Raw genomic sequence first — 15,646 nt, 5'->3', positions numbered from 1 at the left:
AGATGCGAATAATCGGCGGAAAATATAAAGGTAGAATATATCATCCGGGAAAAAAATTTAAAGCCCGGCCCACTACTGATATTGCCAAAGAAGGCCTCTTCAACATTCTCGAAAATCGCTACGAATTTTCCACAAAAAGAGTGCTCGATCTGTTTTCGGGAACCGGAAGCATGGCTTACGAGTTTATCAGCAGAGGCAGCCAGCATGTAACCATGGTCGAGAACAACTTTTCTCACTATAAATTTATCCTTGAGGTTATCGATAAACTAAAGATTGAGAATGCTAAAGTTTTTAAAGCCGATGTGTTCAAGTTTCTGAAGAAATCGCCCGAAACATTCAATATCATTTTTGCCGATCCGCCTTTCGATTTACCAAATTTCGAAGCAGTGCCCGATGCCGTTCTTGAAACCGATTTACTGGAAACAGAAGGCGTTTTTATACTCGAACATCCAAAAGAATATGATCTCTCGAAACATCAATATTTTAAAGAACTAAGGAAATACGGCAAAGTTAACTTCAGTTTTTTCGAGAAGGAATAGATTATTCTCTTTACATCCGCAAACAAAAAAGCTTCCAACAAAAGGTGGAAGCTTCATCACTCAATTAAAATAAGCGTTTTAAAAAATTAATCTAACTTACGTTTTATACTGCAACCAACAGGTTTTGTTTCTGTTACAGCCAAATCTTTTCCGCTACCTAAACTTTTAAGCGCATCTTGTAAATATTCTTTTGAAACATTGTCGAGGCTGCCATTACTATCATCGATTGCACCTTTGTAGGCCAGTTGATAATCGCCATTAAATAGAAAGGCATGTGGTGTTGTTTGTCCGCCAAACGAATTGGCAATTTTACTTTCCTTATCCACCACATAATAGAAGTTGTAGCCCTGATCTTTTGCTTTGGTCTGCATCGCTTCCATCGAATCGTCGCCCGATCGTTTCTGATAATTCGAATTCAAAACAATCATACCCACCTTGTTGTTGTCTGCCCATTTTTTGATCTCGTTATAACGATCTTCCCATCTTACTACAAACGGACAGGTGTTACACGAGAACAGGACTAAAACACCATTCTCCTTTTTCACATCATCTATTGAAACACTTTTCCCTGAAACATCAGTCATTTTAACATCGGTTAAAACGGCCTTGTCGCCAATTTCCAGTTTCGATGTATTGTCTCCCGCCAAAGCAGGCATTGCAAATAAAACAAGTAGAAATAGAATTAAATTTTTCATGGTCATAAACATTAATAGTAAAACACTAAATTGTCTGTAATAAAAACACGGGCCTTAAAATAAAGTTCAGCGATTAAACAAAAATGCATTTGCACGGTTAGGTTGGTGAAAACTTTGATTGAATGAAACTTGAATCGATAAGACGGGAATACAAGCTAGCAGAACTCAGCAAAAAAAATGTAGATAAAGTCCCTATTAAACTGTTTCAACAGTGGATGGAGGAAGCACTAAACCTGGAAATGCCGGATGCTACATCGGTAGCTTTGATCACTAACGGTACTGACGGTTTCCCGCAATCGAGAATCGTTTTGCTAAAAAGCTACAGCGGAAATGGATTTGTTTTTTTCTCGAATTACAACAGCCAGAAAGGTAAAGCGATAGCTGCGGATCCGAAGGTGGGGCTGCATTTTTTCTGGCCGGAACTCGAACGCCAGGTACGCATTTCGGGATATGCCGAAAAAATATCTTACAGCGAATCAGAGCATTATTTTCATTCGCGCCCTTTTAACAGCCAGGTAGCTGCTGCCATTTCCGATCAAAGTTATGAAGTGCCTTCACGAAAATTTCTCGAGGATAAATTTGAGACCTTAAAAAATGAGCTGAACGAATCGAATCCCGAATGTCCGAAACATTGGGGAGGGTATTTGATACGCCCTGTAAAATTTGAATTCTGGCAGGGACGTGAGAATCGTCTCCACGACCGGATTGTTTATGAGAAAGAAAACGAAAACTGGAACATAAAGCGACTGGCTCCTTAAAAATCGAGATTAAGGCTTTTCTTTAAGTATGCCAGGTTTGGATTTTTCCCGGCCATAGCCTGGTAGCGTTCAATATCGGAATAAATCACTTTTTCGCGCTTAACATCGGTTATTACTGTTTTTAGATTGATGCTTGAATTGCGCAGTTCTTTTCGCAAAAACGACACCAGTTCGGGACGAATTTTTCCGATGAGTTCATCCTGAATTCGGTTATCAATTTCCAGTATCAGCGAGTAATCATCTTCCAATTTGGGAACATTGGCTAGGGTGGATTTCATGTTCGGACGATCATCCAGTGTGCCCAGAAAAACCTTCCACTTTTCTTCAATTTCCTCTGCGGAAAAAGGTTCAACCTCTCCCTCCTTCGAAAACATCTGGTGCTGTTGTATTGATGAGAGCTGCTTTTTATCTTCGAATTCGCCACGCAATGCTTTCTTAATCGAAGGTGTACTCATGCGTCCCGACGAGCTACGTTTTACCACTTTACGTTGTGGTTTTGGCTCTTCAACAATAGTCCTGGACTCAACGGTTTTTGGCTTTGTGGTTGGCACTACAACCGGTTTTTCAACTACTTGTTCTTCCGGAATGTCCAAGCCCGAGAAAATGGGCTCGAGAATGTCGTCCTCAGCGTCAGCTATTTTTTTTTTTTGGGTTAGCTGTGCTATCCGAATCAAGGCCAGTTCAATTAATAATCGTTTGTTCTGACTTGATTTATAATTTAGATCACATTCGTTGATAATTTGTAATGCATCGAGCAGAAAGTCGCTGTTGCATGCTTCGGCCTGTGTTTTATAACGCTCCTTGATATCGCCACCAACTTCAAGTAGTTGAACAGTAACTGGATCCTTGCATACAAGTATATCGCGAATATGGTTACTCAGTCCGCTGATAAAATGATGTCCGTCGAAACCGTGGTTCAGAATTTCGTTAAAGATCACCAAAACCTCAGTGACATTATTTTTTAGAAACTCGTCAACGAGGCGAAAATAATAATCGTAATCCAACACATTCAGGTTGGAAATCACGTCCTGATAAGTGATTTTCTTTCCCGAGAAACTCACTATCTGATCAAAGATCGAAAGCGCATCTCGCATGGCACCATCCGCTTTCTGCGCTATAACATTTAAGCCTTCCGCCTCCGCATCAACACCTTCGCTTTTCGCAACATAAGTCAAATGATTTGAAATATCACTTACGCCAATACGGTTAAAGTCAAAGATCTGACAGCGCGATAATATTGTCGGGATGATTTTGTGCTTTTCGGTAGTTGCCAGAATAAAAATGGCATGTTTTGGTGGCTCTTCCAACGTTTTCAGGAAAGCGTTAAAAGCCTGAGAAGATAACATGTGAACCTCATCGATAATGTACACACTGTACTTTCCCATTTGCGGCGGAACACGAACCTGGTCGGTCAGGTTTCGAATATCGTCGACCGAGTTGTTTGAAGCCGCATCCAGCTCGTGAATATTAAACGACCTGCTGCTGTTGAACGACTTACACGAATCGCATTCGTTACAGGCTTCGGTTTCTGAAGTGAGATTGGTACAGTTTATCGTTTTAGCAAAAATACGTGCACAGGTGGTCTTCCCCACTCCACGCGGCCCACAAAACAAATAGGCATGTGCCAACTGATTGTTCTTAATGGCATTTTTTAAAGTTCCTGTAATCGATGCCTGTGCAACAACCGTTTCGAAAGAGTCGGGCCTGTATTTTCGCGCTGATACAATAAAGTTCTCCATAAAATCTCTCCTGCCTTTGCGGATGATCAAAGATAATTAAAACTGGCGCTTTGGCAGCGTTTTTTTATTAACACAATATTGGTAACTTTAAAATAAACTGATTGCGAAATGATTAGACTTTTAAAAAGATATAGATTGTGGACCAAAATCCTTACGATTGCTCTTTTATCGCTTGCTTCAAAAGTTCAGGAGAAAACATTCTACGATTTCTCGGCCCGGACAATCGATGGAGAACTGCTGAACTTTGACGTTTTCAGAGGTAAAAAAGTGCTGGTTGTAAATACCGCTTCCGAATGCATGTTAACTCCCCAGTACAAGAAACTTCAGGAACTGTACGAAGAATACGGCGGCGATGGTTTTGAAATTGTGGCTTTTCCGTGCAACGATTACGGGAACCAGGAACCCGGCACAAACGCTGATATCAGGGAATTTTGCAAACAATATGAAGTGACCTTCATGCTTATGGAAAAAATATCGATCAAAGGCGAAGATCCATTTCCACTGTATGAATGGCTGACTGACAGCAAAGAAAACGGGACACTTGATGCTAAAGTACGCTGGAATTTTCAGAAATTTATGATCGACACTACCGGGCATGTCATCGACTTTGTCGGACCTGCAAACAGCCCTTACAACCATCGAATTATAGAATGGTTAAATGAATGATCAGTCGTTATAAAGTTTTCCGGGCTTTTTTGTCGAAAGCGGAACTTTGCCGTGAATGTTTCCGCCACGCCATTCTGTTCGTCCTCCTTTTCGTTTAAAGTGCATCTTTTTCTTTTCATCGGTTTTAAATTCCTGCCTGAAATATTCGATGGCATACATGGGTATAAAAACGACGAAAAAAACAAGCAACCCGCCAATAAGCCAAGGCTTTGCGTTGGTTGATGTAAAAAGGTGCACAAAGAGAGCCACGGCTTCCACCAGCAATACACCCGGTCCTGCAATTAGTAAAATGGTTTTCTTTAGTTTGGTGTTCATAATATATGGTTTAGGTAGCTGCTGAAGAAGTTGCAGCCGTAACGGCTACAGAAGCAGCAACCGCCCGTGCAGCTGTAATAGCATCGGCAACAGCTCCCGACACACGATTTTCAACCATCATTTCTTTTAACCTTGCCCTGGCGAGCTTTCGCTTCTTTCCGTCGCGGTACAAGCGATTTAAAAAGCCACCCGGTTTTAAGAACGAAAGAAAGATCAATTCTTCTTCTACCGACGTTCCATTAAAAATCTGCTTATCAATGTCGTCGATCAAGCTATACATCAACTGTTTGTTGGTAATAAATGGTTTCTTCCAACTAAAGAATAGAAAACGTTTCGGCTCTAGCCGGATCAGTCGTTTTTTAACCAGTTCATTTTGTACTTCACTCCGGATATATTTTTGCGAATAATTGAGTTTGTTGATCCACCTGCCAATTTTCCGTGGAGTATTCGATTCACTCAGCTTTTCCAAAATAAAACGATGAAGCTGATTATCCGATTTTGAGGAAAGCACTACAATGCGTTTTTCATCGAATTTGATCTTTTTATCGAGGTACAACTCCATGAGTAACGTTCCATTCAGCACATAATTAATGCCTGTTTGAGAGGTCGATCGAATCCCTCCTTTTTCGGGATGTATACCAAGAAAATAAATTTTTTGAGCCAAAGGAATTGATTGTTCCATCTGATTATTGATTTTTTCTTGCTTAATTAGTACGATAATTTTGATAAAGTTACAATAATTGTATGATGAATAAAGGATTTGCAAGCGATAACAATTCAGGAGTACATCCGTCGATTTTTAAAGCCATGGAAGCCGCCAACACGGATCATGTGGTTGGCTATGGCGACGATCCATACACCCAAAAAGCGATCGATATTTTTAAAGAGAAATTTGGACAGGAAACGGAAGTGTTTTTTGTATTTAACGGCACTGGTGCCAATGTACTGAGCCTGTCGACACTTACACAAAGTTTTCATTCGGTGATTTGTGCAGAAACCGCACACATTCAGGAAGACGAGTGTGGCGCCCCCGAAAAATTCACTGGCTGTAAACTCATCCCCGTTGAACCGGTAAATGGTAAGATTACTCCAAAGGCTGTGCTTCCTCACCTTAAAGGTTTTGATTTTGAACACCATTCACAACCGCGTGTCATTTCCATTTCACAGGTTACCGAAATGGGAACAGTTTATCAGCCCAAAGAAATTATTGCGCTGGCCGATCTGGCACACAAACACAACATGTTTTTGCACATGGACGGTGCACGAATTGCCAATGCAGCCGTTTCGCTCGACATGGATTTTAAATCATTTACCCGTGATTGCGGTGTTGATGTTCTTTCTTTCGGTGGTACAAAAAACGGAATGATGATGGGTGAGGCGGTGTTGTTTTTTAATCCGAAATTGACAGATTTTACGAAATACCTCCGCAAACAAAGCATGCAACTTTACTCGAAAATGCGATTTGTCGGGGCCCAGTTTCAGGCTTATTTCGAAAACGATTTATGGAAAACATCAGCAAGTCATTCAAACAAAATGGCCAAACTGCTTGAAAAAGAAGTGAAACAGATTCCGCAAATAAAAATTACCCAACCGGTTGACGCCAACGGTATTTTTGCTATCGTTCCACCAAAAATTATTGAACCGCTTCGGGCACAGTTTTTCTTTTATATGTGGGATGAAATAAAGTCGGAAGTGCGATGGATGACCTCGTTTGACACCACTAAAGACGAAATATTCGATTTTGTTAGTTTGATCAAAAAACTACTGTAGTGAATTAACCTCCATTTCAAAGGAGAAACGACAGGGAAAACTTTAACTTTATGCCACAAAGCAAATAAATGCCCATATTCCGTTACTATCCCAGCAATCCGAAAAACCTGGATCCCGAGGTTGAAAAGAAAATATTTATTCACAGCCTTTTGTTCCCGGCGGCTTTTGTAATGTTAATGTGGATCGTGAAAATACTGGAAGTGACTTCCGGGCGCAGTTTGGTTCGCTTCGGCATTTTCCCTTTACACCTCGATGGATTGCAGGGCGTCGTCTTTTCGCCATTTGTTCATGCCGACTTCAGCCACCTCATCTCCAATTCGCTGCCTTTCTTTATTCTGGGTTTTATGCTTATTTATTTTTACCGCCGAATATCGTATCGCATCTTTTTCCTGCTGTATTTTTTGTCGGGAATAAGCACATGGTTAATGGGGCGCGAAGCCTGGCACATTGGAGCCAGCGGTGTGGTTTATGCACTGGCTGCTTTTCATTTTGTTAGCGGAATAATCCGCTCCGACGTGCGACTGCTTACACTTTCGGTAGTAGTGGTGTTTTTGTATGGCGGACTGGTTTGGGGATTATTGCCGATCAAGCCCGAAGTATCGTGGGAAGGACATTTGTCGGGAGCAATTTCCGGCGTGGTTCTGGCCTTTTACTACCGAAAATACATCATTCGCCGCGAAAAGTTCGACTGGGAATATGAAGAAGATGAAGGGGATGAGGAAGAGGCTCAGGCGGAGGAACAGGTTAAGGAAGAAGTCAACAATCATCAATCACAGATGAAAGAGGAAAGGAAAAACAGTTCACCTGGAAACGTGAGCCATACTGGGCAGTTTTGACACAACAGAGAACTTGGTTTTTATATAGAATTAAGGTTGTGTTCATTTCTGAAACCACAATTCTAAAGATTCAAAAAAAGGTGTAATTTTGCCGCATGTTTTATAACGAAGTTCATTAAAAATGATTAGCAGAAGGATTATCCGTACCAAGGTGTTACAAGTGTTGTACGCCTATTATTCATCAGAAGAAAAATCGATTAACAACACTGAGAAAGAACTCTTTTTCTGCATTCAAAAAGCTTACGAGCTTTATCACTACTTGTTCGACCTGGTTATTGAAATGGCAGATTATGCCGAAAACCGGATCGAAATCAAAAAGAATAAACACCAACCATCGTACGACGATCTTCATCCCAATACAAAATTCATCAGTAACCAGGTAATTGCTCAACTGCGCCAGAATAAACAACTGATGACTTACCTCAATCAGAAAAAACTTTCGTGGAAAGATAACCCGGAGCTGATCAAGGAATTGTACCTGATGATGACCGAGTCGGAAATGTACGAGAAATACATGAACGACGGCAACCGCTCGTACCTCGACGATAGGAAATTCATTGAACGACTTTTCAATAAAATCATCCTGCTTTCGGAAGATCTGTACCAGGTACTCGAAGAAAAGAGCATATACTGGAACGACGATGTTGATTTTGTTGTGTCAATGATCGTTAAAACCTTAAAGCGTTTCAACGAGCTGACAAACGCTGAGCATCGTTTGATGCCTATGTACAAGGATCAGGAAGATCGTGACTTCACAAAGGACCTGCTTCGTAAAGCCATCATTAACCACGATGAACTGCGCGAATTGATCAAGGAACATTCGAAAAACTGGGACGTTGAACGCATTGCATTTATGGACATCCTCATCATGCAACTGGCCATTACCGAGTTCCTCTACTTCCCCACTATTCCAACAAAAGTTTCGCTGAACGAATACATCGAACTCAGCAAATTTTACAGCACTGAGAAAAGCCGGAACTTTATTAACGGTATCCTCGACAAAACCCTGAAGGACCTGAAACGGTCGGAAAAAATCAACAAGGCTGGAAGAGGATTGATCGGAGAATAATGCACCGGGTTTACATATCGATTTTAATTTTGCTGTTGGCAGCCTGTTCTGGACTGCCTTCAAAACAACAGAGCACAGAAGAAAACGCAAACGACAATGCAAAAACAAGCATTGAATTTACCGAAGTGTCTCATGGTTTTGGTGAATTGAAAGCAGGAGAAATTGTGGTTTATACCTTCGAATTCAAAAATACGGGAAGCCACAATTACGTCATTAAGGATGTTGAAAGCGACTGTGGTTGTGTTCGTACAAACTTTATTCGGGAAGCCATAAAACCCGGCAAAAAAGGCTGGATTGAAGTTGAACTCGATAGCTCCGGATTGGTAGGAAGAGAGTACAAGACAATTGAAATACACGGAAATAGCAATGAATTAAAACATTTAGCTATTTTTGCCACAGTAAAAAACGAATTATTGGATATTAAATATTAAAAATTACAGACATGTTGAATAGTATTTTGTTAATGATGCAACCCGCCGAAGGAACTGAAGCGAACCCATTGATGAGCTTTTTGCCATTGCTGCTGATCATTGTGGTGTTCTACTTTTTTATGATCCGTCCGCAAATGCGACGTCAAAAAGAAACCCGCAAGTTTCGTGAAGGACTCTCGAAAGGTGATAAAGTAGTAACCACCGGTGGAATTTACGGTAAAATTGCTGAAGTAAAAGAAACGCACATCATACTTGAAATAGCAAAAGATGTGCAGATTAAAGTGGATAAAAACGGTATTGTGAAAGACATGAGCGATGCTCAGCCACAACGCTAAACCGTTTTCACAACTAAGAAAAAGGGTTGGTCATTTCAGTTTAATCAACCCTTTTTTTCATAAGGTGAATATTCGTCAGTTTACATGAAATAATACTTCATCCGGTTCTCCCGGATTAATAACCACCAATAATTTTAGATCTACTTTTGCTGATAATTGACGGGTAGCATGCAGATTTAGCGTAATACTTTCATATGGATTCAAAGCAGGCACCGAGGTTTCCCCTATTTCAGTTCGCTGTTCACCTTCAATTTGATAAATATGAATGTCAGATTTCTCCGACTTCACCAGGCCAAAATTTTCAACTATTATACTGATGTTTTTTCGATCAGCATCAAAAACAGGTTTTCGGGCCGAAAGAACAGCTTCAGTGTATTTAACTCCGGGTAACCTGGAATAGCCAAACAATAAATTTCCGTCTTTATCTTTTCCCAATAATTTAGCCGCAAAGTTATCTTCATTAATCCCGTTACCAGCGCCCAAAAAAGTAAGAATAGCATTATCACCTTCGCGGTTTATATTTTTCAATTTAGATCCTCTGCCAAAATTTACTTCCTCCGATGCACCAAATCGCAACGACTCCAAATTCATATCTGTATTCGGATCGAAACCCTCTTCAGCCTCCACCAACACTTTTATTTCTTTTGTCTCTTCCGTGATCGGATCCTCGTTAAGAACAGTAAGTAACTTACCTACGGTTAAAGGAATTGCAATATTTTTTGAGCTGTGATTGTCGTTTGCATGATCTTCCCATTTTATGGTGTCTATCACTGCAAAGTTAGACTGCACTGCCCTGCCATACTCATCCTGAAGGACTTTGATACGTTCGTATTTAAACCAGTCTTCTACCGTCCCGTCTTCATGCCGGGCAATTCCTGGCATATACGCTTCACCCTGATCAACTTTCCAGTGAATCCCATCTTTCGAGCGCAGGTACCAGGCAATTCGGCCCAGCCAGTCGTTTACTATTAAATGATACTGTACGTTGGTTTTCCAAATCAGAGGGTCCTCGAAACGCCCGTCAACCGGAGGATAAACTCGTGAATCGGTAATTTGGTTCCAGCCCGAAAGTCCGTCTTTGCTGATCCAGACTCCCCCGCCACGACAGATCATTACAAAAGAACCATCCTCGCGCTTTGCAAACGTTAAGTTCGAAAGCCCTTCGATAATTTCCCGGTCACGCGGATCGAAATCAAATTTCTTGTAATCCCAGGGGCCATCGATATTATCGGATAGGTAATAACCATCGATCACATAAATCACAAATTGTCCGTTTTTGGTGATGTACCACTCGGGATTGTGTCCTTTGCCAATTTCTGAAATTACTTTGTAAGGCCCAGCGGGATCATCAGAGACAGTGTGTACCACGTTCGAATTCCCCCATTCCATATGACCTTTTGGAGAATTTTCTGCCCATCGACACACAAAAAGATGGTACTTTCCATCGTCCATCAAACGAATGTTTCCTCCCCAGTACGACCAAAGCGGATCTTCGATGCCATTGTTTACGTCGCGGGGGATGACGTCTGCCGCACCCCACGTTTCCGAAGTCATTCCGCCACGATCAGGCATGGGTAAAAAGCGATCCATATAGCGGCCGCCAAAAACAAGGTTCTCCCATTCAGTTGGTCGCTCACGTTCGGTGATCTGGGCTGAACCACCCAGATTGTGAAGAAAGAAAATGCATATTGTGATAAAAAAAATTCGGTTCATAGGAAGATCAATATAGAAATTACGTGCCTACACGAAATTATAACATAATGCAAAACACTCAGTCCAGACTGACAAAAATATTACTGTCGGTCACTCCGTTCTCATTAAACGATGAAATTGTATACGTATAATCAATGGCCGAATTCAAACTATTTATTTTTACCGAGGTGTCGTTGTAAACGGAATAATGCTGATAGCACTTGTCTTCTGCTATTCCATAACTGATGATGTAACCATCGGCCCCTGAAGCTTCATTCCAAGTTAATTTGACGCTTCTCTTATTATCATTGTTCCTTACGGCAAAGAGGCGGGTTACCTTTGCAGGCGCATCTCCCATTCCTTTCCCAAACACTCGAAATCCGCTGAGTGCAAAATTTCCATCCGGAACCTCAATATTGGTAATCTTCAGATACCTGCAGGCAATTTTTTCGGGCAATTGAAAATAAAGATGAACATTGTCATTGGTATTTTGCGATTGATCCCACACAACTTCCCAATTCTGCTTATCGTTTGAGCACTCAACAATAAAGCGATGAAAACGATCTTCGTTATACCCGAATAAATTCGTGTTATGTTCTTCAAAATTGATCTGCAATGCGTACACATCGCAGGATTTTTGAAGGTCGATCATGGCATACTCACCTTTATTTCCGGATTTGGCAGCCCAGTAGCTACGAATATCTTCATCGTTTATGTTTGTTGCAGGTAAAGAATCGATAGACGAGGATACTTCAACGGGTTTGTTAAACGAAAGCAACATCCAACCGGGAAAAATGTCCTCGAAAGCTGAAATCTTTTTATTGGGAATCTGCATCGGATAATCTCCAAATTTTGTGTTGGCATATAACGTACCGTCTTGATCAACAAAAGTGGGGAATAAACTTAACCGACGCTCGAACATGTGCTTTTGCGAAATAGAAACCGTTCCAATGTGCCAGAAATTTCCATATTTATCGGTAAACGTGCTTCCATGACCAGCGCCATTGGCAAACCCTTCGGGTTTATAGGCGAACGGATTATGCAACTGTGGTTCGAATGGTCCCAGAGGTTGGTCAGAAACATAAACACCGTCGCTGTAACTTTTAAATTCAGTACCTGGCCCTGAATATTGCAGGTAGTATTTCCCGTTTATTTTATTCATCCAGGCTCCTTCAATCCACGGACTTTGCTTAAGTATGGTATTGTAATCGCCGGGAACTTCCCAACCAAATTCTTCAGGATTGGGATATTTTATTTCCTTCGGCTGACCAATAAATGCGAAATTATTGCGGTAATCTACTTCAACACCATAAAGCGGATTGGAATCAGAGCAGCCCCAATACAAATATAAACGTCCGTCATCATCGAGAAAAAATGCCGGATCCCAGGCGGGCATATCAATCTGCTCCACTGCCAGACTCCATTTTCCCGATGCCGGATCAGCGGTTTTATAAATCGAATTTCGTTCCTGCAACGAGGCCATAAAATATAAAGTGTCGTTCAGAACAATGGCCGTAGGTGCATAATCCTCGACAGGTATTTCGTTTGTTGCAACAAAGTTCCAATCCTTCAAATCATCCGAATACCAGTATCCTCCCGACTTTGAGGCAAAAAGCCAATACTTGTCCTTGTAAAATACCACGGTTGGATCGGCCGCTTCGCGCCGGGAAGGCTCATCGAGCGCAAAACGATAGTTGATATCAATGGGATTGCAATATGTGACAATATTTTCAGATAGTTCCTGTTCTTTTGGCTGACTGCACGCGAAGAAAAGCAGCACAAGAACACCAATTAGCGATAAGACCTTCATTTAATTTTGGTTTTATTGGTTAGTAAATACAATTTATTCCGGATAAATTGTATGGATCACATCCATAACAGCAACCGGACATAAACTGAACTTCAGGCCTTAAATATAAACATAATCAATTTGGAGGAAGAATTCCGGGAAGTGCTTTTAACTTTAAATTTGCATTATTCCTAAACATTGAATCGGAAGTGCATAATATCACCATCCTGAACCAGGTAATCCTTGCCTTCGATGGCCATTTTACCGGCTTCCTTGCAAGCCTGCTCCGATCCTAACGTTACAAAATCGTTGTATTTAATGACTTCAGCACGTATAAATCCTTTTTCAAAATCGGAATGGATAACACCGGCAGCTTGCGGAGCTTTAAATCCCTTCGGATAAGTCCAGGCACGTACTTCTTTCTCGCCGGCCGTAAAATAGGTTTCCAAGTTAAGCAGTTTGTAAGCTGTTTTTATCAGTTTATTTACGCCCGATTCTCGCAGGCCCAAATCTTCCAAAAACATTTGGCGTTCTTCGTAATCGTCGAGTTCGGCAATATCGGCTTCTGTGGCTGCCGCAATCATGAGCATCTCCGAATTTTCGTCTTTTATGGCTTCTTTAACCGCTTCAACATATGCATTTCCTTTCAACACGGCAGGTTCATCCACATTACAAACGTACAATATTGGCTTATTGGTCAGCAACTGCAATCCTTCTACAGTTTTCTTATCAGCCGGATCGACCTCGACTGTTCGCGCTGATTTTCCTTCCAATAAAACCTCTCTGTATTTCGAAAGAATACGAAACATACGTTTGGCTTCCGGGTCGCCACCTGTACGCGCTTGTTTTTCAACCTTAGTCAGCCGATTTTCAACTGTTTCCAGATCTTTTAGCTGGAGCTCAATATCAATGGTTTCTTTGTCGCGCACCGGATTAATGGTTTCATCAACGTGGGTAATGTTCTCGTTTTCGAAACAACGTAATACATGAATTATAGCATCAGTTTCGCGGATGTTTCCCAGAAATTTATTGCCCAACCCTTCGCCTTTGCTCGCTCCTTTAACAAGTCCGGCAATGTCGACTATTTCAACGGTTGTTGGCATTACACGCTGTGGTTTTACAAGCGCTTCCAACATGGTAAGTCGCTCATCGGGAACGGTAATAACACCAATATTGGGTTCTATTGTACAAAAAGGGAAATTAGCCGATTGTGCTTTTGCACTCGACAAACAATTAAAAAGCGTTGATTTACCGACATTTGGCAAGCCAACAATACCACATTTCAAAGCCATTTTACACGATTAAATTTGCGCTGCAAAGGTAATTTTTTTTTGAAATTTAGCAGCAGACCATTCCTTTATCGTAACAAGATTCTCATTATTAAAACCCTCCGGCGTTTAAAAATGCTGAAGCCTTATGCAACTGGTAAAACATTAGGATTGAAATAAACATGAAAAGCTTACAAGAAAATTTCGGATTTACGGCATCTTGCTGAGTGAGAATTGATCAGTAACACGTATATTTACAATGTTTATGCGCCAATTACAAGCTTATTGTGAAAGCCACAAATTGTGAAAAAAGCATGGTAATAATCGCTGCAATCACTACATTTGTGAAAACTTACAACTTATGATACTAAAGAATCTGTCGATCGACTGTGTAATTTTCGGTTTTAAAGACAACAAACTCAATGTTTTGTTGTGGCAGGCAGAACCCGCCTTACTCGAAAAATTTTTGGCAACCGAAGAGGAATATCAACAAACCAAAGAAATATTTGAAAAGAACCCGGCCCTGAAATCCGATGAATATTGGGGCCTGATCGGGACACACTTGCCCGTTGAAGAAGACCTGGACGGTTATGCGAAAAAGATCCTGGGAGTTGCCACGGGATTAAAAGACATTTATTTGAAGCAATTCAAAACATTTGGTAATTCCAACCGAATTCCACACATGCGCGTGCTAACCGTAGCTTACTACGCACTCATCAATCCTGAATATCATAACCTGGAACTTTCACCGATCGCCAAATCGGTTAAATGGTTTGAAATTGATAAACTGCCAAGTGTTATTTTCGATGTGGAAGAAATAGTCTACAAGGCCTTAAGAACCTTGCGCGAGCAGGTAAAATATCATCCAGTCGGATTTCACCTTCTGCCTGATAAGTTTACTTTAACCGAATTGCAAACCATGTACGAAGTTATTCTGGACAAAGAACTCGATACCCGTAACTTCAGGAAAAAAATACAGAAAATGGGATTGCTTGTCGATACCGGTGAAAAACAAACCAATGTAGCGCACCGGGCCGCAAAATTGTATGCATTCGATATGGAAATATACAATCGACTTACCGAAGAAGGATTAAATTTCAGTATCTAAAGAATCATTAAACCTTTACCGGCAAATGTGGTCTTATCTAAAACAATTTTATGCCGGATCCTGATCAGAATATAATCGCCGATCTTCGGGATGAAAATAAGAGAGATCTTGCTTTCCATGTTCTTGTGAAGACATACCAGGAACGATTGTACTGGCATATCCGTAAAATTGTGATGAATCACGACGATACAGACGACATTCTCCAGAATACTTTTATGAAAGTCTGGCGAAATATCGATAAATTCAGGGAAGAATCGAGCCTGTATACTTGGCTGTATCGCATTGCCACCAATGAATCCATCAGTTTTCTGAATTCAAAGAAAAAAAAGCATATGATGGCTTTGAGCGAGGACAGCGATTACCTGGTTGAGAATCTGCGGTCGGACCCGTATTACAGTGGCGACGACATTCAGATGAAACTGCAGGAAGCCATTCTGAGATTGCCCGAAAAACAGCGGCTGGTGTTCAATATGAAATATTTTGATGAACTGAAATACGACGACATGTCGCAAATATTGGATACTTCGGTTGGTGCGCTAAAAGCCTCGTACCATCATGCCACGAAAAAGATTGAAGAATATTTAAAAAATACAGACTAAAACGGTTTAAACCTTTTAGAAAATTTACAGTCAATAC

17 protein-coding genes are annotated in these 15,646 nt (G+C 41.0%); 10 read left to right on the top strand and 7 right to left on the bottom strand.

The annotated features are described in order from the left end of the window. The first annotated feature begins 2 nt into the window (after positions 1-2). Positions 3-539 carry a 16S rRNA (guanine(966)-N(2))-methyltransferase RsmD gene (gene rsmD, locus WFY05_RS15550; protein ID WP_340113823.1) on the top strand — a complete coding sequence of 179 codons (537 nt, stop codon included), beginning with the start codon at positions 3-5 and terminating at the stop codon, positions 537-539. Positions 540-625: 86 nt separating this feature from the next. Here rsmD and WFY05_RS15545 read toward each other — a convergent pair whose 3' ends face one another. Continuing rightward, positions 626-1,234 carry a redoxin domain-containing protein gene (locus WFY05_RS15545; RefSeq protein WP_340113822.1) on the bottom strand — a complete coding sequence of 203 codons (609 nt, stop codon included), beginning with the start codon at positions 1,232-1,234 and terminating at the stop codon, positions 626-628. Positions 1,235-1,356: 122 nt separating this feature from the next. Between WFY05_RS15545 and pdxH the strand changes: the two genes are divergently transcribed. Beyond that, complete coding sequence (gene pdxH / locus WFY05_RS15540; RefSeq protein ID WP_340113821.1) at positions 1,357-1,992, top strand: pyridoxamine 5'-phosphate oxidase; 636 nt, start codon at positions 1,357-1,359, stop codon at positions 1,990-1,992. On the opposite strand, the gene WFY05_RS15535 is transcribed toward pdxH, so the two are convergent. Then, positions 1,989-3,731, bottom strand: a complete 1,743-nt coding sequence (locus WFY05_RS15535; protein ID WP_340113820.1) for a DNA polymerase III subunit gamma/tau — start codon at positions 3,729-3,731, stop codon at positions 1,989-1,991. The genes pdxH and WFY05_RS15535 overlap by 4 nt on opposite strands. A gap of 108 nt (positions 3,732-3,839) precedes the next feature. On the opposite strand from WFY05_RS15535, the gene WFY05_RS15530 reads away from it, so the two are divergent. Next, entirely contained in the window at positions 3,840-4,397 is a 558-nt protein-coding gene (locus WFY05_RS15530; RefSeq protein WP_340113819.1) for a glutathione peroxidase, read from the top strand. On the opposite strand, the gene WFY05_RS15525 is transcribed toward WFY05_RS15530, so the two are convergent. Both WFY05_RS15525 and WFY05_RS15520 read right to left on the bottom strand, forming a co-directional pair. Next, positions 4,398-4,712: a hypothetical protein gene (locus tag WFY05_RS15525; RefSeq protein ID WP_340113818.1), complete on the bottom strand. Its 315-nt coding sequence runs from the start codon at positions 4,710-4,712 to the stop codon at positions 4,398-4,400. It lies immediately after the preceding gene. Positions 4,713-4,722: 10 nt separating this feature from the next. Then, a complete protein-coding gene (locus WFY05_RS15520; protein ID WP_340113817.1) occupies positions 4,723-5,394 on the bottom strand; it encodes a GOLPH3/VPS74 family protein in 672 nt (223 codons plus the stop codon). Between the two features lie 62 nt (positions 5,395-5,456). Between WFY05_RS15520 and WFY05_RS15515 the strand changes: the two genes are divergently transcribed. The 5 genes from WFY05_RS15515 (at position 5,457) to yajC (ending at position 9,153) form a co-directional block, all read left to right on the top strand. Beyond that, a complete protein-coding gene (locus WFY05_RS15515; RefSeq protein ID WP_340113816.1) occupies positions 5,457-6,482 on the top strand; it encodes a threonine aldolase family protein in 1,026 nt (341 codons plus the stop codon). 68 nt (positions 6,483-6,550) lie between these two features. Then, complete coding sequence (locus WFY05_RS15510) at positions 6,551-7,318, top strand: rhomboid family intramembrane serine protease (protein ID WP_340113815.1); 768 nt, start codon at positions 6,551-6,553, stop codon at positions 7,316-7,318. A gap of 121 nt (positions 7,319-7,439) precedes the next feature. Continuing rightward, a complete protein-coding gene (gene nusB / locus WFY05_RS15505; RefSeq protein ID WP_340113814.1) occupies positions 7,440-8,387 on the top strand; it encodes a transcription antitermination factor NusB in 948 nt (315 codons plus the stop codon). A 35-nt stretch (positions 8,388-8,422) separates the two neighbouring features. Next, on the top strand, positions 8,423-8,818 hold the full coding sequence (locus tag WFY05_RS15500) for a DUF1573 domain-containing protein (protein ID WP_340113813.1): 396 nt from the start codon (positions 8,423-8,425) through the stop codon (positions 8,816-8,818). Positions 8,819-8,829: 11 nt separating this feature from the next. Next, complete coding sequence (gene yajC / locus WFY05_RS15495; RefSeq protein ID WP_340113812.1) at positions 8,830-9,153, top strand: preprotein translocase subunit YajC; 324 nt, start codon at positions 8,830-8,832, stop codon at positions 9,151-9,153. Positions 9,154-9,228: 75 nt separating this feature from the next. On the opposite strand, the gene WFY05_RS15490 is transcribed toward yajC, so the two are convergent. The 3 genes from WFY05_RS15490 to ychF form a co-directional block, all read right to left on the bottom strand. Beyond that, positions 9,229-10,866 (bottom strand): glycoside hydrolase family protein, encoded by a 1,638-nt coding sequence (locus WFY05_RS15490; RefSeq protein ID WP_340113811.1) that lies wholly within the window; start codon positions 10,864-10,866, stop codon positions 9,229-9,231. 58 nt (positions 10,867-10,924) lie between these two features. Next, positions 10,925-12,655 carry a family 43 glycosylhydrolase gene (locus WFY05_RS15485; RefSeq protein WP_340113810.1) on the bottom strand — a complete coding sequence of 577 codons (1,731 nt, stop codon included), beginning with the start codon at positions 12,653-12,655 and terminating at the stop codon, positions 10,925-10,927. 170 nt (positions 12,656-12,825) lie between these two features. Further along, entirely contained in the window at positions 12,826-13,926 is a 1,101-nt protein-coding gene (ychF, locus tag WFY05_RS15480; RefSeq protein ID WP_340113809.1) for a redox-regulated ATPase YchF, read from the bottom strand. 337 nt (positions 13,927-14,263) lie between these two features. On the opposite strand from ychF, the gene WFY05_RS15475 reads away from it, so the two are divergent. Further along, positions 14,264-15,010 carry an NUDIX hydrolase gene (locus tag WFY05_RS15475; RefSeq protein WP_340113808.1) on the top strand — a complete coding sequence of 249 codons (747 nt, stop codon included), beginning with the start codon at positions 14,264-14,266 and terminating at the stop codon, positions 15,008-15,010. Between the two features lie 50 nt (positions 15,011-15,060). Next, complete coding sequence (locus WFY05_RS15470) at positions 15,061-15,609, top strand: RNA polymerase sigma factor (protein WP_340113807.1); 549 nt, start codon at positions 15,061-15,063, stop codon at positions 15,607-15,609. Positions 15,610-15,646 lie beyond the last annotated feature (37 nt).

Source organism: Maribellus mangrovi (assembly GCF_037646455.1).
In the GTDB taxonomy this organism is placed as follows: domain Bacteria; phylum Bacteroidota; class Bacteroidia; order Bacteroidales; family Prolixibacteraceae; genus Draconibacterium; species Draconibacterium mangrovi_A.
Note: the sequence above shows the minus strand (reverse complement) of the source record. Positions and strands in the feature narration are given on the sequence as shown.

Bases quoted from the DNA above. Each gene is read 5' to 3' on its own strand.
- rsmD (WP_340113823.1), top strand. From the start codon at position 3: ATGCGAATAATCGGCGGAAAATATAAAGGTAGAATATATCATCCGGGA.
- WFY05_RS15545 (WP_340113822.1), bottom strand. From the start codon at position 1,234: ATGAAAAATTTAATTCTATTTCTACTTGTTTTATTTGCAATGCCTGCT.
- pdxH (WP_340113821.1), top strand. From the start codon at position 1,357: ATGAAACTTGAATCGATAAGACGGGAATACAAGCTAGCAGAACTCAGC.
- WFY05_RS15535 (WP_340113820.1), bottom strand. From the start codon at position 3,731: ATGGAGAACTTTATTGTATCAGCGCGAAAATACAGGCCCGACTCTTTC.
- WFY05_RS15530 (WP_340113819.1), top strand. From the start codon at position 3,840: ATGATTAGACTTTTAAAAAGATATAGATTGTGGACCAAAATCCTTACG.
- WFY05_RS15525 (WP_340113818.1), bottom strand. From the start codon at position 4,712: ATGAACACCAAACTAAAGAAAACCATTTTACTAATTGCAGGACCGGGT.
- WFY05_RS15520 (WP_340113817.1), bottom strand. From the start codon at position 5,394: ATGGAACAATCAATTCCTTTGGCTCAAAAAATTTATTTTCTTGGTATA.
- WFY05_RS15515 (WP_340113816.1), top strand. From the start codon at position 5,457: ATGATGAATAAAGGATTTGCAAGCGATAACAATTCAGGAGTACATCCG.
- WFY05_RS15510 (WP_340113815.1), top strand. From the start codon at position 6,551: ATGCCCATATTCCGTTACTATCCCAGCAATCCGAAAAACCTGGATCCC.
- nusB (WP_340113814.1), top strand. From the start codon at position 7,440: ATGATTAGCAGAAGGATTATCCGTACCAAGGTGTTACAAGTGTTGTAC.
- yajC (WP_340113812.1), top strand. From the start codon at position 8,830: ATGTTGAATAGTATTTTGTTAATGATGCAACCCGCCGAAGGAACTGAA.
- WFY05_RS15490 (WP_340113811.1), bottom strand. From the start codon at position 10,866: ATGAACCGAATTTTTTTTATCACAATATGCATTTTCTTTCTTCACAAT.
- WFY05_RS15485 (WP_340113810.1), bottom strand. From the start codon at position 12,655: ATGAAGGTCTTATCGCTAATTGGTGTTCTTGTGCTGCTTTTCTTCGCG.
- ychF (WP_340113809.1), bottom strand. From the start codon at position 13,926: ATGGCTTTGAAATGTGGTATTGTTGGCTTGCCAAATGTCGGTAAATCA.
- WFY05_RS15475 (WP_340113808.1), top strand. From the start codon at position 14,264: ATGATACTAAAGAATCTGTCGATCGACTGTGTAATTTTCGGTTTTAAA.
- WFY05_RS15470 (WP_340113807.1), top strand. From the start codon at position 15,061: ATGCCGGATCCTGATCAGAATATAATCGCCGATCTTCGGGATGAAAAT.